At 60.4% G+C, this 21019-nt stretch carries 25 protein-coding genes and 1 pseudogene; 11 read left to right on the top strand and 15 right to left on the bottom strand.

Annotated features, from left to right (window positions below; genetic code table 11):
• Positions 1 to 124 precede the first annotated feature (124 nt).
• Together ACV8MC_RS15375 and ACV8MC_RS15380 are read left to right on the top strand one after the other, a co-directional pair.
• Positions 125 to 805 (top strand): response regulator, encoded by a 681-nt coding sequence (locus ACV8MC_RS15375; protein ID WP_039759813.1) that lies wholly within the window; start codon positions 125 to 127, stop codon positions 803 to 805.
• Complete coding sequence (locus tag ACV8MC_RS15380) at positions 805 to 2127, top strand: ATP-binding protein (RefSeq protein ID WP_423521560.1); 1323 nt, start codon at positions 805 to 807, stop codon at positions 2125 to 2127. Before ACV8MC_RS15375 ends, ACV8MC_RS15380 begins: the two co-directional genes overlap by 1 nt.
• 16 nt (positions 2128 to 2143) lie before the next feature.
• Here the strand turns inward: ACV8MC_RS15380 and ACV8MC_RS15385 are convergent.
• Positions 2144 to 2233, bottom strand: a pseudogene (locus ACV8MC_RS15385) (metal ABC transporter ATP-binding protein); the annotation flags it as partial.
• Between the two features lie 110 nt (positions 2234 to 2343).
• Here ACV8MC_RS15385 and ACV8MC_RS15390 point away from each other — a divergent pair.
• The 3 genes from ACV8MC_RS15390 (at position 2344) to ACV8MC_RS15400 (ending at position 4691) form a co-directional block, all read left to right on the top strand.
• The gene (locus ACV8MC_RS15390; protein WP_150638849.1) at positions 2344 to 2829 is read left to right on the top strand and encodes a GNAT family N-acetyltransferase; all 486 of its coding nucleotides are present in this window, start codon (positions 2344 to 2346) and stop codon (positions 2827 to 2829) included.
• Positions 2830 to 2970: 141 nt separating this feature from the next.
• Positions 2971 to 4383: an aspartate aminotransferase family protein gene (locus ACV8MC_RS15395; protein ID WP_252876671.1), complete on the top strand. Its 1413-nt coding sequence runs from the start codon at positions 2971 to 2973 to the stop codon at positions 4381 to 4383.
• Between the two features lie 83 nt (positions 4384 to 4466).
• Entirely contained in the window at positions 4467 to 4691 is a 225-nt protein-coding gene (locus ACV8MC_RS15400) for an MbtH family protein (RefSeq protein WP_457262505.1), read from the top strand.
• Between the two features lie 176 nt (positions 4692 to 4867).
• Here the strand turns inward: ACV8MC_RS15400 and ACV8MC_RS15405 are convergent, their stop codons facing one another.
• The 10 genes from ACV8MC_RS15405 to soxR form a co-directional block, all read right to left on the bottom strand.
• Positions 4868 to 5773, bottom strand: a complete 906-nt coding sequence (locus ACV8MC_RS15405; protein WP_457262507.1) for a metal ABC transporter substrate-binding protein — start codon at positions 5771 to 5773, stop codon at positions 4868 to 4870.
• On the bottom strand, positions 5774 to 6673 hold the full coding sequence (locus ACV8MC_RS15410; protein WP_007917717.1) for a metal ABC transporter permease: 900 nt from the start codon (positions 6671 to 6673) through the stop codon (positions 5774 to 5776).
• On the bottom strand, positions 6673 to 7524 hold the full coding sequence (locus ACV8MC_RS15415) for a metal ABC transporter ATP-binding protein (protein ID WP_457262509.1): 852 nt from the start codon (positions 7522 to 7524) through the stop codon (positions 6673 to 6675). The genes ACV8MC_RS15410 and ACV8MC_RS15415 overlap by 1 nt, the downstream gene beginning before the upstream one ends.
• The gene (locus ACV8MC_RS15420) at positions 7521 to 8450 is read right to left on the bottom strand and encodes a metal ABC transporter substrate-binding protein (protein WP_056788579.1); all 930 of its coding nucleotides are present in this window, start codon (positions 8448 to 8450) and stop codon (positions 7521 to 7523) included. The genes ACV8MC_RS15415 and ACV8MC_RS15420 overlap by 4 nt, the downstream gene beginning before the upstream one ends.
• 35 nt (positions 8451 to 8485) lie before the next feature.
• A complete protein-coding gene (locus tag ACV8MC_RS15425; RefSeq protein ID WP_150638857.1) occupies positions 8486 to 9061 on the bottom strand; it encodes a DUF6162 family protein in 576 nt (191 codons plus the stop codon).
• Positions 9058 to 9396: a hypothetical protein gene (locus ACV8MC_RS15430; RefSeq protein WP_101155631.1), complete on the bottom strand. Its 339-nt coding sequence runs from the start codon at positions 9394 to 9396 to the stop codon at positions 9058 to 9060. The genes ACV8MC_RS15425 and ACV8MC_RS15430 overlap by 4 nt, the downstream gene beginning before the upstream one ends.
• The gene (locus ACV8MC_RS15435; RefSeq protein WP_016770801.1) at positions 9393 to 9935 is read right to left on the bottom strand and encodes a hypothetical protein; all 543 of its coding nucleotides are present in this window, start codon (positions 9933 to 9935) and stop codon (positions 9393 to 9395) included. The genes ACV8MC_RS15430 and ACV8MC_RS15435 overlap by 4 nt, the downstream gene beginning before the upstream one ends.
• The gene (locus ACV8MC_RS15440) at positions 9932 to 11131 is read right to left on the bottom strand and encodes a PepSY-associated TM helix domain-containing protein (protein ID WP_016770800.1); all 1200 of its coding nucleotides are present in this window, start codon (positions 11129 to 11131) and stop codon (positions 9932 to 9934) included. The genes ACV8MC_RS15435 and ACV8MC_RS15440 overlap by 4 nt, the downstream gene beginning before the upstream one ends.
• Positions 11132 to 11346: 215 nt before the next feature.
• Positions 11347 to 11805, bottom strand: a complete 459-nt coding sequence (locus ACV8MC_RS15445; protein ID WP_056788589.1) for a VOC family protein — start codon at positions 11803 to 11805, stop codon at positions 11347 to 11349.
• Between the two features lie 112 nt (positions 11806 to 11917).
• Positions 11918 to 12370: a redox-sensitive transcriptional activator SoxR gene (gene soxR, locus ACV8MC_RS15450; protein ID WP_150638863.1), complete on the bottom strand. Its 453-nt coding sequence runs from the start codon at positions 12368 to 12370 to the stop codon at positions 11918 to 11920.
• Positions 12371 to 12463: 93 nt separating this feature from the next.
• Between soxR and ACV8MC_RS15455 the strand changes: the two genes are divergently transcribed.
• The 5 genes from ACV8MC_RS15455 to ACV8MC_RS15475 all read left to right on the top strand — a co-directional run bounded on the left by ACV8MC_RS15455 (position 12464) and on the right by ACV8MC_RS15475 (position 17162).
• A complete protein-coding gene (locus ACV8MC_RS15455; RefSeq protein WP_150638864.1) occupies positions 12464 to 12826 on the top strand; it encodes an antibiotic biosynthesis monooxygenase in 363 nt (120 codons plus the stop codon).
• A 101-nt stretch (positions 12827 to 12927) separates the two neighbouring features.
• Positions 12928 to 13197 (top strand): hypothetical protein, encoded by a 270-nt coding sequence (locus ACV8MC_RS15460; protein WP_073472521.1) that lies wholly within the window; start codon positions 12928 to 12930, stop codon positions 13195 to 13197.
• A 101-nt stretch (positions 13198 to 13298) separates the two neighbouring features.
• On the top strand, positions 13299 to 13913 hold the full coding sequence (locus ACV8MC_RS15465) for a LysE family translocator (protein WP_150638866.1): 615 nt from the start codon (positions 13299 to 13301) through the stop codon (positions 13911 to 13913).
• A 205-nt stretch (positions 13914 to 14118) separates the two neighbouring features.
• A complete protein-coding gene (locus ACV8MC_RS15470) occupies positions 14119 to 15285 on the top strand; it encodes an aminotransferase class V-fold PLP-dependent enzyme (RefSeq protein ID WP_457262513.1) in 1167 nt (388 codons plus the stop codon).
• Between the two features lie 68 nt (positions 15286 to 15353).
• Positions 15354 to 17162 carry an aminopeptidase P family protein gene (locus ACV8MC_RS15475; protein ID WP_457262514.1) on the top strand — a complete coding sequence of 603 codons (1809 nt, stop codon included), beginning with the start codon at positions 15354 to 15356 and terminating at the stop codon, positions 17160 to 17162.
• 44 nt (positions 17163 to 17206) lie between these two features.
• Here the strand turns inward: ACV8MC_RS15475 and ACV8MC_RS15480 are convergent, their stop codons facing one another.
• Together ACV8MC_RS15480 and ACV8MC_RS15485 are read right to left on the bottom strand one after the other, a co-directional pair.
• Positions 17207 to 17803: a 2-hydroxychromene-2-carboxylate isomerase gene (locus ACV8MC_RS15480; protein WP_056788602.1), complete on the bottom strand. Its 597-nt coding sequence runs from the start codon at positions 17801 to 17803 to the stop codon at positions 17207 to 17209.
• A 41-nt stretch (positions 17804 to 17844) separates the two neighbouring features.
• On the bottom strand, positions 17845 to 18573 hold the full coding sequence (locus ACV8MC_RS15485) for an SDR family oxidoreductase (RefSeq protein ID WP_056788605.1): 729 nt from the start codon (positions 18571 to 18573) through the stop codon (positions 17845 to 17847).
• Positions 18574 to 18665: 92 nt separating this feature from the next.
• Here ACV8MC_RS15485 and ACV8MC_RS15490 point away from each other — a divergent pair, with 92 nt between their 5' ends.
• The gene (locus tag ACV8MC_RS15490; RefSeq protein WP_457262516.1) at positions 18666 to 19235 is read left to right on the top strand and encodes a TetR/AcrR family transcriptional regulator; all 570 of its coding nucleotides are present in this window, start codon (positions 18666 to 18668) and stop codon (positions 19233 to 19235) included.
• Here the strand turns inward: ACV8MC_RS15490 and ACV8MC_RS15495 are convergent, their stop codons facing one another.
• A complete protein-coding gene (locus tag ACV8MC_RS15495; protein WP_056788609.1) occupies positions 19236 to 19517 on the bottom strand; it encodes a hypothetical protein in 282 nt (93 codons plus the stop codon).
• Between the two features lie 167 nt (positions 19518 to 19684).
• Positions 19685 to 20572 (bottom strand): threonine/homoserine exporter RhtA, encoded by an 888-nt coding sequence (gene rhtA / locus ACV8MC_RS15500; protein WP_252886574.1) that lies wholly within the window; start codon positions 20570 to 20572, stop codon positions 19685 to 19687.
• Between the last annotated feature and the right edge of the window lie 447 nt (positions 20573 to 21019).

Below are 21019 nucleotides of genomic sequence, written 5' to 3' on the forward strand. Positions count from 1 at the left end.
CACAATGGGCAGCGGCGATTAACCGATGATTAACCGCCATGCCCTTGTCGCAGTGACGTTGGGCGCCATAATGTCAGCTTAATCGGCCAACTGCCTAATCCGCTTTTTTCCTGTGGGATTCACCATGCACGTACTGGTTTGCGAAGACGACGAGCTGATTGCCAGCGGCATCGTTGCCGGGCTCACGGCTCAGGGTCTGACCGTCGAGCACGTCAACACCGCGTCCAAGGCGCGGGCGATGCTCAAGGTCGCCGAATTCGATGTGATGGTGCTCGATCTCGGCCTGCCGGACGAAGATGGCCTCAAGTTGCTGCAACAGTTGCGGCAGAGCGGCCTGGAAATTCCGGTTCTCATCCTAACTGCCCGTGACTCGGTGACCGATCGTGTCGATGGTCTGCAGGCCGGCGCCGACGACTATCTGCTCAAGCCTTTCGACCTGCGCGAACTGTTCGCTCGCCTGCAAACCCTGTTGCGCCGGGTGGCCGGGCGCAGTGTCAATCTGATTGAGCACGGCGCGCTGACCTACGACCCGAGCAGCCGCGAAACCCGTCTGGCCGGGCAACCGGTGGACTTGTCGCGCCGTGAGCAGTCGCTGTTGCAGGCGCTGCTGCACAATCGCGGCCGGGTGCTGTCCACCGAGCAACTGAAGGACAGCGTCTACGGCTTCAACGACGAACTGGAAAGCAACGCGCTGAACGTGCATATCCATCATCTGCGCAGCAAGCTTGGCAAAGGCATCGTCGAAACCGTGCGTGGTCTGGGCTATCGCCTCGGCCCCGCCGATGGCGCAGAGCAAGGCAAGTGATGAGTCTGCGCCTGCGCCTGAGCCTGACGCTCGGCGCCGCCTTCGCGCTGATCTGGGCGCTGGCGGCGGCGTGGATGCTCAGCGATCTGCGCAATCAGATGATGTTTTCCCTCGACCAGCGCCTGGTTGCCTCGGCGCGAATGGTCGCCGGCTTGCTCGAGCAATTGCCGACGTTGCCGAGCAAGGGCGAGGGCACCCATTTCAGCGCCGAACAGCTGAATATTCCCGGCGGCATGGCCTGTCAGGTCAGCTCATTGCGCGGCGAGATTCTCGCGCGAAGCCACAACAACCCCGAGCAAGCGCTGGAAGCGGAAAAAATGGGCTTCCACGATCAGATGATCGACGGCGCACCGTGGCGCAGTTTCACCCTGGCCCGGGGCGATGTGCGCATCACTACGGCGGATCGGCAGATCGAGCGCGAAGCCTTGAACATGTCGATTCTGCTCGCTGCTTCGGTGCCGGTCGGTGTGGCCTTGCTGGGTTGCCTGTGCCTGCTGTGGCTGGGCATCGGTCAGGGCCTGGCGCCGCTCAATCGTCTGCGCGAGGCGCTGATGCGGCGCAATGCCGACTCTCTTGAACCATTGCAGTTGCAGGCGTTTCCCAGCGAACTGAAGCCGCTGCTGGAAACTCAGAATCAGTTGTTTCAACGCATCGGCAAGACCATCGAACGTGAACGTCGTCTGACCGGCGACGCCGCGCATGAACTGCGCAGTCCGCTGACGGCGATCAAGACCCACCTGCAAGTGGCGCGCATGACCGACGGCAGCGCCCGCGATCAGTCGCTCGCGCGCGCCGAGGAGGGCGCCGATCGCTTGCATCGCACCCTTGAGCAATTGCTGTTACTGGCGCGGGTCGAAGGCAGTCTGTCGTTTGATGACGGCTCGCAATGCAGCGCCGAGCAAGTGGCCAGACTGGCGATCCAGGACGCCACCGGCGGTGAGCGGCTGCGGATCAAGCTGCACGTGCCGGACGACCTGCCCACCGCGCCGCTGCAAATGCCTGCGGTGCTGGCGATTGCTGCATTGCGCAACCTGCTCGACAACGCCCTGCGCCACACGTCTGAAGATTGTGCGGTCGAGGTTAGCCTGGAGAGCATCGGCAATCGTGTGCGTTTTGTCGTGCGCGACCATGGCCCGGGCATTGCGCCAGATGATTTGCAGCATCTGACCCAACGCTTCTGGCGCAACGGGCAGAGCACCGGCTGCGGGCTGGGTCTGGCGATTGTCCAGGCGATCGTCCAGCGCTGTGACTGCGCCCTGCATTTCGACAGCCGCCCGGACGGCTTGCGGGTCGAACTGACCATGCCGTTGCAAGCCCTCTGATCTCACCTCAGATCCCCTGTGGGAGCGAGCCTGCTCGCGAATGCGGTAAGTCATTCAACATCGACGTTGACTGGCCTGACGCTCTCGCGAGCAGGCTCGCTCCCACAAATGATCACGTTCTTCCACATCAAATGTAACTTCTCGGCGTTCGCTATCCGTCAGGGTTGGGGCTAAGGTCAACCCAGCTTTGACTCAAAGGATTGAGGGAACTGCGCCATGGAAGCACCCGTCTGCGTTCGTTCGGCCACTCTGGCCGACACCGGCATCATCAACCGTATTGTCGAGCGCTCGATCCGTATCGGATGTGCTCTCGATCACCGCAACCATCCACTTCTGGTCAGCGACTGGCTCAACCGCTCCTCTGCCGATTTCATCAGTAGCCGGCTCGCCGACCCACACTTTTATCTCTGTATCGCTTCGTTCGAAGACAAACCGGTCGGTGTCGGCATGGCCCGGGTCAGTGGCGAAATCCTGCTGTGTTACGTCCAGCCGGAATCCTTTCGCCGCGGCGTCGGCCGGGCGCTGATGCACAATCTCGAGGGCTGGTTGCGCATTCGTGGTGTGCAGCATGTTCACCTCAACAGCACCCGCACCGCCGAGGCGTTCTATCGGCACCTGGGTTACCAACAGGCAGCGCCACCCGGCCTCTCCACCGGCTTGCAAACCGTGCCGCTGCACAAACCTTTGTCCTCACTGCCGTGACAACTCGATCAAGGGTGTAAATCCGTACCGCTCTGAAGCGTTTCCAGAACAGGAAAACCTGCAAGTGCGCCCCGCGACCGGAACGCGCACCTGTTGGTGTGCTGTTTTGGTCACTATCCATACGAATTGAGGGGTCGAAAGATGTCAGTCGCCACCAGCCTTATCGAAGCGTCGTCGGCCCGGGTCGCCTCGGCGCCAGCGGAGACGTTGTACGAATTCCACGAATCACCGTTACTGGCGCGCCAGAGTCGTCAGGAGTCCAACGCGCGCAGCTATCCACGCCGCATTCCGCTGGCGCTCAAGCGTGCCAAGGGCCTGTATGTCGAGGATGTCGAAGGGCGTACCTTCATCGACTGCCTGGCTGGGGCCGGCACGTTGGCGCTGGGGCACAACCACCCGGTAGTGATCGAGGCGATCCAGCAGGTGCTGGCCGATGAGTTGCCGCTGCACACCCTCGACCTGACCACGCCGGTCAAGGATCAATTCGTCCAGGACCTGTTCGGACTGCTGCCCACGGAGTTGGCGGCACAGGCGAAAATCCAGTTCTGCGGCCCGACCGGCACCGACGCCGTGGAAGCAGCATTGAAACTGGTGCGCACGGCCACTGGCCGCAGCACCGTGCTGTCATTTTCCGGCGGTTATCACGGCATGAGTCAGGGTGCGTTGAGCCTGATGGGCAGCCTGGGGCCGAAAAAACCACTGGGTGCCTTGCTCAGCAATGGCGTGCAGTTCATGCCGTTCCCCTACGACTACCGTTGCCCGTTCGGCCTCGGCGGCGCGGCGGGCGTCAACGCCAATCTGAGCTACCTGGAAAACCTGCTCAACGATCCCGAGGCTGGCGTGCAATTGCCGGCGGCGGTGATCGTCGAAGCGGTGCAGGGCGAGGGCGGGGTGATTCCGGCCGATATCGAGTGGTTGCGTGGCTTGCGCCGAATTACCGAAAGGGCCGGGGTGGCGCTGATCGTTGATGAGATCCAGAGCGGGTTCGCCCGCACCGGCAAGATGTTTGCCTTTGAACATGCGGGCATCGTTCCGGATGTGGTGGTGTTGTCCAAAGCCATCGGTGGCAGCCTGCCCTTGGCGGTGGTGGTGTACCGCGACTGGCTCGACACTTGGCAACCGGGCGCCCATGCCGGCACGTTCCGTGGCAATCAGATGGCCATGGCCGCCGGTTCAGCGGTGATGCGTTATCTGGTAGAGCACAAGGTCTGTGAACACGCCGCTGCCATGGGTGATCGGCTCAGCGAACATCTGCACATCCTGCAACGCGACTTCCCGCAACTGGGCGATATCCGTGGTCGAGGCCTGATGCTCGGCGTCGAACTGGTCGACCCGAACGGCGCGCCCGACGCGCTCGGTCATCCGCCGGCATTCGCGCGTCTGGCGCCGCTGGTCCAGCGTGAATGCCTCAAGCGTGGCCTGATTCTGGAACTGGGCGGCCGCCATGGCGCGGTCGTGCGCTTCCTGCCGCCGCTGGTGATCAGCGCAGCGGAAATCGATCGGGTGGCCGAGATCTTCGGATGCGCATTGGCCGCTGCCACCGCCGCGCTGTAAATTTTTCCGCGCGGCGAACGTTCTTTCTACATACCCCGGCTGCATCCGTTGTGCAGCCGACCTTACAACGATGGAGAACCAGCATGACGTCAGTATTCGACCGCGAGGACATCCTCTTTCAGGTCGTGGTCAACCACGAAGAGCAATACTCGATCTGGCCCGATTACAAAGCTGTGCCGCAAGGCTGGCGTACCGTGGGCAAGAGCGGCCTGAAAAAGGAATGCCTGGACTACATCGAAGAAGTCTGGACCGACATGCGTCCGTTGAGCCTGCGTCAGAAGATGGATGCGCAAGTCGCGGCGCAATAAGCGACCGGGCATAAAAAACCCGCTGGACCAGTGAGGGTCAGCGGGTTTTTTCATGTCTGGAGAGTGACGTTGTGGGTGCGGGCCTCTTCGCGAGCAGGCTCGCTCCCACAGGGGATCGCATTTCAACTGTGGGAGCGAGCCTGCTCGCGAAGAACGATTACGCGGACTTACTGAAACTACGCTCCGCTCAACCCCTTGAGCAACAAATCCACATTCCCCTCCAGCTCCGCCAGCGGATCCGCCGCGTCGGTACTCAACACCACCAGACGGCTGCCGGATTCAGCAATCGCCGCTTTCACCGGCTCCGCTGGCTGGCGATGGTGCAGCACCACCGCCACGTCATTGTCCTTGAGCGTCGCTGTCAGCTTCTTTAATTCATCTGGCGTCCACTCGGCATCAGGCCGTGCGTCCTGTCCAGCCAGTTCAAGGTTGAGGCTGCCAATCAGATAGCCGAAGTGATCGCTCAAGCTCATCACACTCAGGTTGTCCGCCTCGGCCAGGCGCGCTTCGGTGTCTGCGCTGAGTTTCAGCAGACGCTGTTTCAACGCCGCCAGGTTGGCTTCGATCGCAGGCTTGGCGCTCGGCGCCAGGCGCACGAGGTCCGCGGCCATCACATCGGCCATGCGCCCCATATTGTTGCTCGCCAGCCATGGCTGACTGTTCAGGCCATCAACCAGCAGGCCCGGTTGCACGGCAATGCCGGGCAGCGCGCCGTCGACCGGGCGCGCTGCGTCGACTTCGACGATACGAATATTGCTGCGCCGGGCGATCGGGTACAGCGGGTCATCGGCCCACAATGAGCGCAGACCGATCACCGCGTCCGCGTCGGTGGCCAGTTTGCTCAGCGCCGGAGCGCCACGGCCGGTGAAATACGCAGTCTGACGGCTACCCGGAAGGTTGGCCGGCGCCGCGCGTTCGAGGTTGACGTCGGTGCCCTTGAGCAATGCTTCGCCCAATCCATAGGTGATCGGTAACGAGGCCAGGACGCGCAGGGTTTTCGCAGTTTCAGCCGCCAGCAGCGGGGTGCAGACCACGCCACACAGGGCCATGGCCAGAGTCAGGTTACGCAATGAAAAAGCCATTTATCCAAGGTTCCCTTTCAGGCTGGGGACGACGCCGCGCGCGATGGCGGCGAGGGCGAAAGCGATGCCGGCGACCAGAATGATCGCGGCGCCGGACGGGATCGGCAGGTCGAAGACGATCGGCGCGAGAATCCCGCACAGCGTACTGACGGTAGCGATCAGCACCGAACACCAGAAAAAACCTTTGAGCGACTGGCTAAGCAAGCGCGCCGCTGCCGCCGGAATCACCAGCAAGGCACCGACCAGAATCGCGCCAATCACCTTCACTGCCGCGACGGTGATCAAGGTCACCAGAATCACGAACAGGTAATCCAGGGTCTTGACCGCTACGCCACGCACCGCCGCCAGTTGCGGATTGAAACTGGCGAGCATGATGCGGTTGTACAGCGGCAGGGCGAGGGCCATGACCAGCGAACCGACGATGGCCAGCACCGCCAGATCATTGCCGTTGACGGTCAGTACCGAACCGAACAGCACGTTTTCCAGAATGTGCACGTTGATCTTGCCGGCGAGAATCAGCAGCAGGCTCGCGCCCAGTGCCAGCGACACCGAGAGAAACACGCCGATCAGCGTATCCGGTGCCAGCCCGGTGCGGTTGCGCAGGTAATTGAGCAGGATGCCGAACAGCAGGCAGTAGCCGAACAGGCTGCCGTACGGGCCGGTGTAGGGTTCGCCGAGCAGAATACCGATGGCGACACCGGTCAACGCGGCATGGCCGACTGCTTCGGAAAAGAATGCAAAGCGCTTGACCACCACCAGCGTGCCGAGCCCGCCCAGCACCGGGCCGATCAGCAGGCCGGCGAGCAGGGCGTTGACGACAAAGCCGTAGGCCAGCGCTTCCGGCAGATAACCGGAAGACGCCCAGCCCTGGACCATCAAACGAAAGGCTTCGTAACTCATCAGACCGCGCTCCGTGGATGGGTGGAAAACAGCGTCAGCAGACGTTCCGGGGTCAGCGCCAGTTGCGGTGTGGCGTCGAACAGCACCCGGCGGTTGAGGCCGGTAACCCGATCGGCCAGCCGACCCACCGCTTCCAGATCATGCTCGATCCACAGCACGGTGATGCCCGCCGCGCGCCAGTCAGTCAGCAGACGTTCGAACACCTGAATCCCGGCCTCATCGAGGGCCGACATCGGCTCGTCGAGCACCAGCAATTGCGGTGCCGGGATCAAGCCCTGCGCGAGCAGTACCCGCTGCCGCTCACCACCGGACAGCGCGCCCATGCGCCGCTTGCGCTTGTCCTGCATGCCGACGCGCTCCAGTGCCTCGCCGATGGCACCGGCGTAGTGTTTGCTCAAACCGAGAAAGGCCGGACGGCGTTGACACATGGCGGCCATGAAATCGTCGACGGTCATCGGCAAGCCGCGATCGAACTCCAGCGCCTGCGGAACGTAACCAATGGTGCCGGGCTCGCCGTGCCAGTGCAGGCTGAGCCGGCCCTGATGCGGCATCTGCCCGAGCAGGGTCTTGATCAGCGAACTCTTGCCACCACCATTGGGGCCGACCAGCGCATGCACGCTGCCGGGCTGCACCTGGAAAGTGACCTTGTCGAGAATCGTCGTGCGCCCCAAGGTCAGGCTGATATCCGCAAACTCCAGCGCCGGCCCGGTTATCCCCTGTGGGAGCGAGCCTGCTCGCGAATGCGGTGTGTCATTCAACGAAGATGTTGCCTGATCCGGCGCCTTCGCGAGCAGGCTCGCTCCCACCGGGTTATTGGTGTTGTCAGGGATCAGGGTTTCTTTCGACGTCATGCCCCCGACTCCTGAATCGCCCGAACTACGGTGTTGAGGTTGCCGGTCATTTCCTTTTCGTACTTGTCGGCGGTGTATTCGCCGTAGGAAATGTGCGACAGCGGGTACAGCTTCACCCCGGATTCACGCTGGATGGTGTCGACGTAGCTGGATGGGAAATCCATCTCCGAGAAGATCACTTTGACGTCGAGTTCACGCAACTGGTCGATGGTCTTTTTCAGCTGACTCGGGCTTGGCTCGATGCCGTGGGCGGGCTCGACCACGGCCGTCACTTCCAGACCGAATTCACGCAACAGATAGTCGTAAGCCGCGTGCACCGTGGCCACGCGCAGTTCGGCGTTGGGTGCCTGGGTCAGTTTGGCCAAAGCGTCAGCGCGCATCTGCCGCAGGCGTTTGCCATAGGCACGCGCGTTCTGGGTGTAGGTCTTGGCGTTGTCCGGATCGATCTTGCCCAGCTCGCGGGCGATGTTGTTGACCTGGGCGATGGAGGCGCTTATCGACAGGAACGTGTGCGGATTGACCACTTTGCCAGCGCCGCGCGCAGCGACACCGGTGGCCGCCAGCAACGGCACATTCTCGTTGGCTTCGATGGTTTTGACATTGGGCGTTTCGCTGGCGGCGATCATCCGGTCGGCGAAGTCGTCATGGCCGACGCCATTGAGCACGATCACGTCCAGCCCGCTGATGCGCTTGATGTCTTCAGCTCGAGGCTCGTAGGCGTGCGGATTGAAGCCGGCAGGAATCAGCGGCACCACTTCGGCCTTGTCGCCGACGATGTTGGCGACGTAGCTGTAATACGGATGCAGAGTGATGCCTATGCGCAGGCGTTTGCCTTGCTCGGCGCTGGCCAGTGGGCTCAACAGGCAGGCGCACAGGCCAAGCAGAAACAGGCGTAACAATGGACGGCGAGGAGATGAAATGGACATGGGCAAGCAGTCTTCTCTCGGATAAAGGCGAGGAATCAATGGCGATGTTCGCGGGTAACCCCGGCATCGAATTGCGCGACGATCTGTTTCCAGCCAGCGGCGGACAGCGCCGCGTCGGACAGATCCTCCGCAGGCGCGAGGTCGGCGCTGCGGTTCAGCCAGATGTCCGGCGCCGCGTTGGCGTCAGTGCCGACACGCATCAGAAACGAACCGGCGACATCAGGCGTCGCACTCCGACCGAAATAGGCACGATCGGCGAATATCTGCCATGCGTGACCGCCACGGCTGACCGAACTGGCATCCTGCGCGAACGGCGCGAAACCTTCTTCGGCCAGCACCTGTGGCGTCGGCAGGGCTTGTTGCTCTTCGCGCAGTAGACGGATTTCGTCGAGGGTCACGCGCAGGTCGGCATAGATGCCTTGCTCAGCGGCGCTGAGATCGCGGCGGGCGTCGTACTGGTTGCTCGCGACCGGCTCCGGTTCATGGGAAACCCCGCGCCACGCCACCACCGAGCCGGCGACCGCGAGGATCAGCAGGCACAACAGCAACACGTTGAGGGTTTCATGGCCGGCGCCGGCCGGGCGTACCACTTGCGTCGTCGGGCTACTCATGGGGCTTCGATATCCGCCTGGTCGATTTCCACAACGTGGCCTGGGCCGGCATCGAACAGCACATAGAACTCACTGCCGGGCTTCTTGAACGTCAGCGTCGAGTCATCACCCAATTTGCCCGGCACCAGAATGGTTTCGTCGTAGCCGATCACGTCGAGGGTCACCCCCGGCGCACCGCTGCCGTCGGAGAAACCGCCGGTGCATTTGATCTGTTCGGCATCGATGGCTTTGCATTCGCACATCGGGTTGTGCGCCAGGGCGCTGGCGCTGAAACCGGCGCTCAGCAGCAGCGCGGCGCTGGCGAGCAAACGGGTGTGAAGGGGTGAGCGAGTCATGGTTTGGCTCCTTGTTTGTTCAGCCACGCAACCGTGGCGGGGGAGGCTTGGCTCAGGGGAATCGCGGCCTGGTGCATGCTGCCGTCCCAGCCTTCCATGGTGATCCACAGCTCGGCGTCAGGTTTGGTCTTTGCCGGGATCGGCATTTGCGTGCCCATGCGATAAGGCGTACCGAAGAAGATCGTGCCAGCGGCGCGCAGACTGCGCGGCTTGCCGATGCGCAGGTAAGTAGCCTTGACCTGTTCGACGCAGGTATCACAAACGGCGGCAGTGAAATCCTTCATATAGCCGGCCGGACCGCTCAGGTGCGGTGCCTCGTCGCGCAGTTCGGCTAGGCGCAGGCTCCACGGGCCGACCTGAACCGTGCCTATTTCCCGTTGGCCCAGGCCACTGTCGCCGCGAAACAGCGAGGCATCGGCAAAGTATTTCGGCATGAAGCCCAGCGGGATCAGCAACAGCAGGACATTGATGTGGAAACGCCACTTGTGCCAGAAACGCGACAGGCGCGAGGGCGGTGTGACCGAGATGGCTTTGTTCACAGGCTCGCCTCCGAAGGTTCACGGCGCAGCGCCGGTTGGGCGGTGACGCGGTTTTTCTTGTCCTCGCGTTTCAGCGCATTGGCGGTGGCCAACGCGGTGCGCTTGGTCCAGATCAGCAGGCCGCTGAGGATCATCATGCTCAGCAACAGACCGAAGAAGAACCAGATCAATTTGATCCAGATGCCGCCGAAGTCGCCGGTGTGCAGCGGGCGCATGGATTCGGTGACGAATTCCAGCGAGGACCGATCGGACAGCAACCGTGAGGAGGCCATTTCGCCGTTGTACGGGTTGAGAGTCGCGGTCTGATACATCAGCGGATACCAGCCACGGCCGCTGACGCTCATGTGCGAGTAGGCATTGCCCGGCAGGTTGACGTAGCTGGCTTCCAGCCCCGGAATCTTCTGCTGGGCGATTTCGATGGCGCGGTCCAGGCTGATGCGCGGCGGCGGGGTGCCGGCGGCCGAGATCGGCACACTTTCGCGGGACATCGCCGGAATGATCGGTTCGCTGGAAATGGAAATCTGGTTATCGAACAGGATCGCCTTGATCAGGAACCAGATGCCGGTGATGGAAATCACCGCGATGAACCAGATCGACCAGATGCCGCACAGGCGATGAAAGTCGCCCCAGAAAATCCGCGCGCCGTGGCGCACGCGCAGTGTCGGGCGCAGGAAACCTTTCCAGAAGCGCTTGTACACCACCAGCCCGGTAATCAGCGACACCAGCATCGGCACGCCGAGCAGCGACACCAGATACCAGCCCCAGCTGTAGCCATTGGTGAACGGCACCAGCCACCAGCCATGCAGGGCGCGGGTGAACGCTTTGAAATCAAAGGCCGGCGCGGTGCCCTGGATGACCCCGGTGTACGGATTGACATAGACCGTCAACGAGCGCCCGTCGGGGTAGCTGACTTCGACGTCGAGGGCAAAGTGCGACTCGTCCGGGCGATTGATGCTCTGCACCAGGGTTTGCGGCTCGGCCTGTTTGATCGCGGCGAGAATCTGGTCGTAGCTAAGTCGCGGCGCATCGTCCGACGGTTGACTGGCGCGCATTTGCGGGTTGGCCAGCCAGACAATCTCCTGGCTGACCACCGCCAGCGTGCCGGTGACACAGACGATCAGCACAAAGAACCAGATCGGCAACGCCAGCCAGCTATGCACCAGGAACCACAGTTTGGAACGGGATTTCTTCGACATGATTGCGCGTCTTGATTGCGGTGGAAGGGGCCGGGCTACGGGCTTCGCAGCACGGAACTCCCCGGGGAGGCCGTTCGTGGCTTTTGCCTACGCGAACGGCCTGCATTCCTATAAGACGGATGAGCGAAGAAAATCCCGAAAGCGGATATGAAAGTAAATGTTTCGCAATTACATCGGCAGTGTATTTCTGCCGGTTGATCCGAGGTAAAAAACCCTCAACCTTGGTTAAACATCTCCATCGCCCGCTGGCGAATCTGCTCTTCGCTCAGATCCTCTTTGTGCGTGGCGAGAAACCACAGATGGCCGAACGGATCTCTGAGCGTGCCGCTGCGATCACCATAAAACTGGTCTTTGACCTCGGAGACGCTTTGCGCCCCGGCATCCAGCGCTTGTTGAAAGGACTGGTCGACATCGGTGACATACAGGTGCAAGCCGATCGACACCGCCTGCTGCGGATTGCTCAACGGCCCCTGATCACAAGGGGTGCCAAGCATGATCGCGCTGTCGCCGATGCGCAGTTCGGCGTGGCCGATATTGCCGTCGGGCATGGTCAGGCGCATGACTTCGCTGGCGTTGAAGGCTTTTTTGTAGAACTCGATGGCCTCGGCAGCCTGTTGGATGCCGAGATACGGGGTAATGCTGTGATACCCCTCGGGAATGGGTTTGACGCTCATGACGTTCTCCCTGTTTTTGTTTTCAACAGATGTGGTTACACCGGACTTACCCGTAGCAATCACTATAGAACCGTCCTTACTGCACAGATTTTCCGCCGACGAGCAGCAATCATCATTCATCGCGAAAGTGCGGGCCTGGGCCTCGGTCACCGAGCATGTCGCCTTTATTGCGTAACGGACACGCTTCCATGGACAGACAGCCGCAGCCGATGCACCCGGTGAGCTGATCGCGCATCAGCGTCAATTGCCTGATTCGTTCGTCGAGCTCGCGCTGCCATTGTTCAGACAGCATTTTCCAGTCCGCCGCCGATGGCGCGCGATCCTGCGGCAGGATCTTCAGCGCTTCGCCGATTTCCGCCAGCGGTATTCCCAGCCGTTGCGCGACTTTGATCAACGCCACCCGGCGCAGGACGGCGCGCGGATAGCGGCGCTGATTGCCGGCATTGCGCTCACTCTTGATCAAACCTTTGGCTTCATAAAAGTGCAGCGCCGTGACCGCGACGCCACTGCGCGCCGAGACCTCCCCAACGGTGAGAGGCTTGTGCACCTGGTCTTTGCTGATCATGCTGAAAATACCCTTGACCTTGACTTAACTAGAGGTTTTACCCTGCAGCTCTTCGGGTCGCAAGGCTCGCTTCAAGATGAGTGGGGGCTTTCCATGAGCAATCGCAGCTTTACCCAATTGATCGAATTCGAAATCGAACCCCGCCAGCAAGCGGCGCTGGTCTCGGCACTGGCGACGCAGACCGAGGGGCTGGCCCAGCGTTACGACGGGTTTCTCAGCGCCAGCGTGCAAGCCAGCGACGACGGCCGCCGCGTGCTGAGTTTTTTGCAGTGGCAAAGTCGCGAAGCGGGGGAGGCGGCATTTCGCAGTTTCGAAAGCGGCGAGCAGGATTTCTGGCAGTTGATCCGTACGCATCGGGCGAAAACCGTGACCTTCAACTCGTTCCAGGTGCACAGCAGCATTGCCCGCAGCCACGACGATGCGCTGCACTGCCGTCTGCCGGTCAGCCAGTATTAGTGCCAACCTGATAGCCACTATTGAGAGCGTTGATTTCTGCGCGAGCGTGCCCGGGCGTAGCCTTTCTCCATCGACCCCACATTGCTCGCCAGGACGCTCCCATGAACCGTTTACTGACTGTTTCGCTGATGCTCGCTGTTTCCGTACTCGCCGGTTGTGCCGGCCATGTTTCTCCCGAGCTGCGCCCTTATACCGCTGAGGAATCCCGCGAACTGGCGCTGGAAGCGCTGAACCGCAGCGGCTTGTCGTTCGACGAATACCACGCGAAAAAAGCCCGATTGCTCGGTCAGCCGCAGAAGACTTTCGGCTTCGATCAGCAGGGTGAGATGAGCGCCGAACGTGCCATACAGCTGCACGGTCGTCCGAGCTGAAAGCAAACTGTACTGCTTGAAGTTTTCCCTAACTGTCCGTGGGTTTGCCGGGCGGTGTGGGATAGGGTCAACAGCTGAATGACCCTGGATGGACTGCCTCGATGAACCTCTCGCTTGATCTGCTGTTGGCCTTTGCCCTGTTTGCCCTTGTCACCTCGATCACACCGGGGCCGAACAACACCATGTTGCTGGCTTCCGGAGTGAATTTCGGTTTCAACCGCACCATTCCGCACATGCTCGGCATCAGCTGCGGCTTCTTTCTATTGGTGGTAGCGGTGGGCTTTGGCCTTGGCGCGGTGTTTCAGGCCTACCCGATTCTGTATACGGTGCTGCGGTATGTCGGCGCGGCGTATTTGTTGTATCTGGCGTGGAAAATCGCCCACTCCGGCCCGGTCGGCGACAGTGTCGACGGCGAGGCGAAACCGATCAGTTATCTGGGCGCCGCGGCGTTCCAGTGGGTCAATCCCAAGGCGTGGATCATGGCAATCGGTGCCATCAGCACGTACACGCCGATGCAGGGTTATTTCTATAACGTCGTGATCATCGCGGCGGTGTTCGCCGTCATCAATCTGCCCAGTGTCGGCCTGTGGGCGGCGTGCGGCACGCTGTTGCGCAATGTGCTGAAAGATCCGCGCTGGTTGCGCGTGTTCAATTGGGGCATGGCAGCGCTGTTGGTGATCTCGTTGTATCCGTTACTTCTGGAAAGCTTTCACTGACGCAGTGCTTCAAACGCCGGCCCGATGCCTGTTAAGCTCGGTTTCAGGAGCGTTCCTACGCACTTTTAAATGAAGCCCTACTTCTTTAACGGCATCCGATCAGGTATTGATGACGCTCTCGAACCCATGCACAGCTCACGAGGCTGTGCATTGTCGTTTGCAGACACGAGCCTCCTGATCCCGGAACACGCTCTGCGAGTCCTTTATGAACACACGTCCGTTGTATTTCGATTACGCCGCCACCACCCCGGTGGACGAGCGGGTCATCCAGGTGATGATCGAGTGTCTGGGTTTTCACGGTAACTTCGGTAACCCGGCGTCCAGCTCCCACGCTTTCGGCCAGCAGGCCCGGCAGACGGTCGAGCAGGCACGTCGGCAAGTAGCCGATCTGGTCGGCGCGCAGCCTGAGCAGATTGTCTGGACCTCCGGTGCCACCGAGTCCAACAACCTCGCCCTCAAAGGCGTCTCCCAGGCCCGTGGCATTTCCGGCGGGCACATCATTACCAGTCAGATCGAACACAAGGCCATTCTCGACACCGCGCGGCAATTGCAGGACTCAGGCATTGCCGTGACCTATCTGGTACCGGACGACCAAGGCTTGATCACGCCGCAAGCGGTCAGCGAAGCGATGCGTGACGACACCTTTCTGGTCTCGCTGATGCTGGTCAACAACGAGTTGGGCACGGTCAACGATGTCGAGGCAATTGGCGAGCTGGTGCGCGGTCGGCAGGCCCTGTTTCATGTCGATGCTGCGCAAGGCGCCGGCAAAGTCGCGATCGACCTGAGCCGCTGGCCGGTGGATCTGATGTCGTTTTCCGCACACAAACTCTACGGCCCCAAGGGCATCGGCGCTTTGTATGTCGGCCCGCAGGCGCAGCAACGCTTGCAGGCGCAGATTCACGGTGGTGGTCATGAAGGTGGCCTGCGCTCCGGAACCTTGGCGACTCATCAGATTGCCGGGATGGGCGCTGCTTTCGCTTTGGCCGCCGACGCATTCGATGAAGAGAAAGAGTCCATCATCGCTTTGCGCGAACGCTTGCTCGAACAGCTTTTGAAGTTGCCCGGCGTGCGCCTCAATGGCAGTGAATCGCAACGAATCCCGCACACCTTAAGCCTGACCTTCAGCGAGGGCGAGTTCAACAGCGCCGCGTTGAACCATTCGATCGCGTTTTCCGCGACGTCGGCGTGTAATTCCGCGAGCAACGCACCGTCCCACGTGCTGCTCGCGCTCGGGCACGATGCGCGGCTGGCGGGGCGCACCATTCGCTTGAGCCTCGGGCGGTTTACCAAAGTCGAGGATGTCGACAAGGCCGTTGACCTGATCACAACCGCCTGCGCCAGTGCTCCGGCATTCTGGGCGACAGGGCTCTAAACAGCAGACGCTTTCCATGGCCGCGAAGGCTACGAACAATAACGATGACGCGATTAGCAGGAGACATGATGAGTTCCCACACCTTGACCGAAGGATCGGTGCCTCAGCGCCTGGCGCATACCCGTGAACTGATGCGCCGCGAAGGCATCCATGCGCTGCTGGTGCCGTCCGCCGACCCGCATCTTTCGGAATACCTGCCGGGTTACTGGCAGGGCCGGCAATGGCTGTCGGGTTTCCACGGTTCGGTCGGTACGCTGATCGTCACCGCTGATTTCGCCGGTGTGTGGGCCGACAGTCGTTACTGGGAACAGGCGACGAAAGAGCTCAACGGCAGCGGCATCGAACTGGTCAAACTGCAACCGGGGCAGCCGAGCCCGCTGGACTGGCTGGCCGAACAAACCCCTGAGGGCGGCGTGGTTGCGGTCGACGGCGCGGTAATGGCAGTGGCGTCGGCGCGTACGCTGAGCAGCAAACTCGAAGCACGCGGCGCTCGCCTGCGCACCGATATCGACCTGTTGCAGGAAGTCTGGCGTGATCGCCCGAGCCTGCCGAACGCGCCGATCTATCAGCATCTGCCGCCGCAAGCGACCGTCAGCCGTGGCGAGAAACTGGCGAAATTGCGCGAAACCTTGCAAGAACGTGGTGCCGACTGGCACTTCATCGCCACCCTGGATGACATCGCCTGGCTGTTCAACCTGCGTGGCGGTGATGTTTCGTTCAATCCGGTGTTTGTTTCGTTCGCCTTGATCAATCAGCAACAGGCCACGCTGTTCGTGGCGCTGAGCAAGGTCGATGCCGATCTGCGTGCCGTGCTCGAACAGGATGGCGTAACGCTACGTGATTACAGCGAAGTGGCCGATGCGTTGCGGTCTGTGCCGGGTGGCGCCAGCCTTCTGGTCGATCCGGCGCGAGTGACCACGGGGTTGCTGGATAACCTCGACAGTGGCGTGAAACTGGTCGAGGGCCTCAACCCGACTACGTTGGCCAAATCGCAGAAAAGCGAAGCCGACGCTCAACACATCCGTAAAGCGATGGAGCAGGATGGCGCAGCGTTGTGCGAATTCTTTGCCTGGCTGGAATCGGCGTGGGGACGCGAGCGCATCACCGAACTGACCATCGACGAGAAACTTACCGCTGCCCGTGAACGTCGTCCCGATTACGTTTCGCTGAGCTTCAACACGATTGCCGCGTTCAACGCCAATGGCGCGATGCCGCACTATCACGCTACCGAAGAAGAGCATGCGGTGATCGAGGGTGATGGTCTGTTGCTCATCGATTCCGGTGGCCAATACCTCGGCGGTACCACTGACATCACGCGGATGGTCCCGGTGGGCACGCCGACGCAAGAGCAGAAACAGGATTGCACGCGCGTGCTGAAAGGCGTGATTGCCTTGTCGCGGGCACGTTTCCCGAAAGGCATTCTGTCGCCGCTGCTCGACGCCATCGCTCGTGCGCCGATCTGGGCTGACAACGTCGACTACGGTCACGGCACTGGTCATGGCGTGGGCTATTTCCTCAACGTTCACGAAGGTCCGCAAGTGATCGCTTATCAGGCGGCACCGGCGCCACAAACGGCAATGCAGCCGGGGATGATCACCTCGATCGAACCCGGCACTTATCGCCCGGGCCGCTGGGGCGTGCGCATCGAAAACCTGGCGATGAACCGTGAGGCCGGCAGCAGCGAATTCGGCGACTTCCTCAAGTTTGAAACCCTGACGCTGTGCCCGATCGATACCCGCTGCCTGATTGCTGACCTGCTGACCCACGAAGAAAAGCAGTGGCTGAACGACTACCACCGCGAAGTGCGTGAGCGACTTAGTCCATTGCTGGATGGCGCGGCGTTGAGCTGGTTGAACGAGCGCACTGTGGCCATTTGATCGATTTACCCAAGGCACCGCTCGCGATGCCTTGGGGCTTGGCTTCAGTCCTGGCGCAATGCCTCTTCCACGAAGTCGAGTCGATCCTGACCGAAGAACAACTGATCGCCGATAAACATGCTGGGGGCACCGAAAACGCCGCGCTTGATGGCGGCTTCGGTGTTTTCCTTGAGTGCGGCTTTTACTGATTCGTCGTTGGTCAGCGCGATTATCTCTTGGGGGTCGAAGCCGTTTTCAGTCAGCACGGCAGCAATGGTTTGCGGATCGTTGAGGTTACGACCTTCTACCCAAAGCGCCCTGAACAGGCAATCGACGAATTCGGCGAAACGCTGCGGCTGGCGCATCTGCATGCCAGTGACGGCACGCATCAATATCAGTGTGTTGATTGGAAAGTGCGGATTGAATCTGAGCTGTACGCCGTAGCGTTTGGCGAAGCGATCGAGGTCCTGAAACATGTAGCGGCCCTTGGCCGGAATCATTGCCGGCGAAGCGTTGCCGGTGGCTTTGAACACGCCACCCAACAGCATCGGGATGTAGATCAGTTCGCTCTGGGTATCGGCGCAGATTTTCGCTAGCTGAGTGTGCGCCAGATAGGTGGCGGGGCTGCCGAGGTCGAAATAGAATTCCACAGTTTTCGTCATGATCAAATTGCTCTCTTATTGTTGTAATGAGGGGGGAGGGCTTACCAGCGTTCGTTCCAAGGACGCAGGTCCAGCTCAAAAGTCCAGGCATCCCGTGGCTGACTGTGCAGAAACCAATAGTTTTCGGCGATGTGCTCTGGATCGAGAATGCCGTCCTGATCCTTGGTCGCGTATTTCTCGGGAAAGCTGTTGCGGATGAAGTCGGTATCGATCGCACCATCAACCACGACGTGGGCGACATGAATGTTCATCGGCCCCAACTCTCTCGCCATGCTTTGCGCGAGTGCGCGGATGCCATGTTTGGCTCCAGCGAAAGCGGCAAATCCAGAAGCACCGCGCAGCCCGGCCGTGGCACCAGTGAACAGAATCGTACCGCGCTGCCGAGTGACCATGCGCTTGGCCACTTCACGGGCATTGAGAAAACCGGAGAAGCAGGCCATCTCCCAGATCTTGAAATATTTGCGCGCGGTTTCTTCGAGAATGCTGCAGGGCACGTTGGCGCCGATGTTGAAAACAAAGGCTTCGATCGGGCCGACGCGGGTTTCGATGTCTTCGATCAAGGCGATGACGTCTTCTTCCTTGCGCGCATCGCAGGCAAAACCATGGGCCTCACCGCCCTCAGCGATGATTGCGTCAACCAGTGGCTGCAGCTTGTCGGCGCTGCGACGGGTTACGCAGGCAATGAACCCTTCACTGGCAAAGCGCTTGGCGATGGCCCCACCCGTGGCATCGCCGGCACCGACAACCAACACGACCTTGTTGTTATTCATGGATGAATCCCTTTTGGTTAACGATCGTTTAGTTAACGAACGTTATGCTAGGATCCGGGCAGCGTCAAGGCGATCTATTTTCAGGAGAGGACATGCGTTATTCGGCCGGACACAAATCGGAAACCCGCGAACGATTGCTGCAAAGCAGCGCGCTGTCGGCGAAGAAATCGGGGTTTTCCACGGTGGGCGTGGATGGCCTGATGAAAGCCATCGGTTTGAGTGGCGCCGCGTTCTACAGCCACTTTTCATCCAAGGATGCGTTGTTCGCTGCCATCGTCGAGCGAGAGTTGAGTGAAAGTCTTGAGCGCCTTGGTGGCCAGGGCGGTGCAGATAGGCAGCGGCTGGAGCGTTGTCTGAAGAAGTACCTGAGCATGGCCCACGTCGAGCAACCAGAGTCCGGTTGCGCGCTGCCGACATTGGGCGCAGAGGTTGCCCGTGCCGATATGCAGGTGCGTGAGCAGGCTGAACAGTGGATCTGCCGTCTTCAGCAGGGCTGGGCTGCGATACTGGAAAGCGAGAGTCTGGCCTGGTCGGTGCTGTCTCAATGTGTGGGTGCGTTGGTGGTCGCGCGAATGCTGGCAACACCGGACGTGCAGCGAACGGTGTTGCGCTCGAGTCATGAGCAAATCACTCGTCAGCTCGCTTTGCCACGAGCCGAGTAGTTATTTGCAGATGACGATCATGCTGCGGCTGGTATAACCGGCGGGGTTCAGGCCGAACGGATAATCGCCAGGTTCCTCGACGGCATCCCCGGATTTGGCGATCACCTTGTAACCCTTGGGAGCGCAGGAGTTGGCTGCGCTGCTGTAGCACTTGTCCCATGAGGATGAAAGACCGGAACAGTTGATGTGCAGTCCCTTCTTGCCGCGTTTGACCTGGGTTTCCGAGGTCGCTGCGCAACTCGCGATCGCCAGCAGGGCGATCATTAGCAAAATTCGTTTCATTACCATCCTTAATAGCGGCCGCGAGTCTGGTGCTCGGGTCTGCCTGTATTCGCTCGCGTTTGCAGCGTGGTGCCGTCCTTTGCGAAAAAATCCATGCCTGGCGATGGGTTACGCAGCTAAACATGGCCTAAATGAGCGCCAATTACCAGAGCCACTTTCGCTACGCTTCAGTCAGCCGCGACAGCAGGCTTTGCTCCGCTACCCATGGTCATGGTTGCGCCCACTGAAGCCAGAATAATGCACAGGATGGCCAGCCATTGTGACAATGAAAGGTATTCTTGGAGAAAAAGCAGACCTGATAGTGCTCCAAAGGCCGGTTCGATACTCATGAGCGTGCCGAAGGTGCGCGCGGGCATACGCGTCAGCGCGACCATCTCCAGGGTATAGGGCAGGGCGGTGGACAGAATGGCGACGCCGATAGCGATCGGAATCAGTGATGGTGTAAGCAGCGCAGCGCCGGCATGAACGATTCCGATCGGCGCCACGAACAGCGCGGCGATCATTACGCCGAGGGCTGCCGTCGTCACCCCGTTGTCGGCGCCGGCCTTTTGCCCGAACAAAATGTACAGCGCCCAGCAAACCCCGGCGCCGAGCGCATAGCCCGCTCCGACCAGATCAATGCCGGCAGTGGTAGCGCCGGTGGGTATCAATAGAAGCAAACCGACTGCAGCGAGCGCGATCCAGACGAAATCGATGGCGCGGCGGGAGGCATATATAGCTACCGCCAATGGGCCGGTGAATTCCAGCGCAACGGCGATGCCCAGCGGCACTGTGCGCAGCGACATATAAAAGAGGAAGTTCATTCCTCCCAGTGCCATTCCGTAGACGATCACGGTACGAAGAGACTTGGCGGTCAGCTTTGCACGCCATGGGCGCAGTATCAGCAGCATGATCAAGCTGGCAAAGATCAGGCGCAGCGTGGTTGTTCCTTGTGCGCCGATAATGGGGAACATGCTTTTGGCCAGAGAAGCGCCCGACTGGATGGACGCCATGGCTATCATGAGCAGGCAAACCGGAAACAATGTGGAAGCAAGGGAGCGAGGTTGATCATTCATTGCGCGGCAGCATCCAAGGCAAAAACACAGTATTGTTGTGGTAGTGGGCAATATACTGCGCATTGGATGGGGTCGCGTCTATATATAGAAAGCGTTTTTGCTGATTTGAAAGAAAAGCGAAATTAACGGTTGACGGCAGATTCCAGAGGTCTATAATTCGCCCCACTTCCGGCGCAGTCGAAACGGAAAACTCCTTGAGATTCAGAGAGTTACGCAGTTTTCGACAGCGGCTTGCTTCAGGTCATCGAAGCTTGGAAGGAGTTGAAAGGGCAGTGATGTGTAGCTCTTTTAACGGTTCGATCTTCTCGGTCGAAAGCGGAGAAAAAGAGGTGTTGACAGCAGCGATTAACGCTGTAGAATTCGCCTCCCGCTAACGAGAGATCGGAAGCGCAAGTGGTTGAAGTTGTTGAAGAATTCTTCGAAAACTTCTGAAAATAATCACTTGAC

The sequence above is a fragment of the Pseudomonas sp. PK-RTE-24 genome (assembly GCF_054052265.1).

Bases quoted from the DNA above. Each gene is read 5' to 3' on its own strand.
- ACV8MC_RS15415 (WP_457262509.1), bottom strand. From the start codon at position 7,524: ATGACGTCGAAAGAAACCCTGATCCCTGACAACACCAATAACCCGGTG.
- ACV8MC_RS15470 (WP_457262513.1), top strand. From the start codon at position 14,119: ATGAACACACGTCCGTTGTATTTCGATTACGCCGCCACCACCCCGGTG.
- ACV8MC_RS15410 (WP_007917717.1), bottom strand. From the start codon at position 6,673: ATGAGTTACGAAGCCTTTCGTTTGATGGTCCAGGGCTGGGCGTCTTCC.
- ACV8MC_RS15390 (WP_150638849.1), top strand. From the start codon at position 2,344: ATGGAAGCACCCGTCTGCGTTCGTTCGGCCACTCTGGCCGACACCGGC.
- ACV8MC_RS15400 (WP_457262505.1), top strand. From the start codon at position 4,467: ATGACGTCAGTATTCGACCGCGAGGACATCCTCTTTCAGGTCGTGGTC.
- ACV8MC_RS15455 (WP_150638864.1), top strand. From the start codon at position 12,464: ATGAGCAATCGCAGCTTTACCCAATTGATCGAATTCGAAATCGAACCC.
- ACV8MC_RS15425 (WP_150638857.1), bottom strand. From the start codon at position 9,061: ATGAGTAGCCCGACGACGCAAGTGGTACGCCCGGCCGGCGCCGGCCAT.
- ACV8MC_RS15440 (WP_016770800.1), bottom strand. From the start codon at position 11,131: ATGTCGAAGAAATCCCGTTCCAAACTGTGGTTCCTGGTGCATAGCTGG.
- ACV8MC_RS15380 (WP_423521560.1), top strand. From the start codon at position 805: ATGAGTCTGCGCCTGCGCCTGAGCCTGACGCTCGGCGCCGCCTTCGCG.
- ACV8MC_RS15485 (WP_056788605.1), bottom strand. From the start codon at position 18,573: ATGAATAACAACAAGGTCGTGTTGGTTGTCGGTGCCGGCGATGCCACG.
- ACV8MC_RS15490 (WP_457262516.1), top strand. From the start codon at position 18,666: ATGCGTTATTCGGCCGGACACAAATCGGAAACCCGCGAACGATTGCTG.
- ACV8MC_RS15475 (WP_457262514.1), top strand. From the start codon at position 15,354: ATGAGTTCCCACACCTTGACCGAAGGATCGGTGCCTCAGCGCCTGGCG.
- ACV8MC_RS15430 (WP_101155631.1), bottom strand. From the start codon at position 9,396: ATGACTCGCTCACCCCTTCACACCCGTTTGCTCGCCAGCGCCGCGCTG.
- ACV8MC_RS15480 (WP_056788602.1), bottom strand. From the start codon at position 17,803: ATGACGAAAACTGTGGAATTCTATTTCGACCTCGGCAGCCCCGCCACC.
- ACV8MC_RS15405 (WP_457262507.1), bottom strand. From the start codon at position 5,773: ATGGCTTTTTCATTGCGTAACCTGACTCTGGCCATGGCCCTGTGTGGC.
- soxR (WP_150638863.1), bottom strand. From the start codon at position 12,370: ATGATCAGCAAAGACCAGGTGCACAAGCCTCTCACCGTTGGGGAGGTC.
- ACV8MC_RS15420 (WP_056788579.1), bottom strand. From the start codon at position 8,450: ATGTCCATTTCATCTCCTCGCCGTCCATTGTTACGCCTGTTTCTGCTT.
- ACV8MC_RS15375 (WP_039759813.1), top strand. From the start codon at position 125: ATGCACGTACTGGTTTGCGAAGACGACGAGCTGATTGCCAGCGGCATC.
- ACV8MC_RS15395 (WP_252876671.1), top strand. From the start codon at position 2,971: ATGTCAGTCGCCACCAGCCTTATCGAAGCGTCGTCGGCCCGGGTCGCC.
- ACV8MC_RS15460 (WP_073472521.1), top strand. From the start codon at position 12,928: ATGAACCGTTTACTGACTGTTTCGCTGATGCTCGCTGTTTCCGTACTC.
- rhtA (WP_252886574.1), bottom strand. From the start codon at position 20,572: ATGAATGATCAACCTCGCTCCCTTGCTTCCACATTGTTTCCGGTTTGC.
- ACV8MC_RS15465 (WP_150638866.1), top strand. From the start codon at position 13,299: ATGAACCTCTCGCTTGATCTGCTGTTGGCCTTTGCCCTGTTTGCCCTT.
- ACV8MC_RS15495 (WP_056788609.1), bottom strand. From the start codon at position 19,517: ATGAAACGAATTTTGCTAATGATCGCCCTGCTGGCGATCGCGAGTTGC.
- ACV8MC_RS15445 (WP_056788589.1), bottom strand. From the start codon at position 11,805: ATGAGCGTCAAACCCATTCCCGAGGGGTATCACAGCATTACCCCGTAT.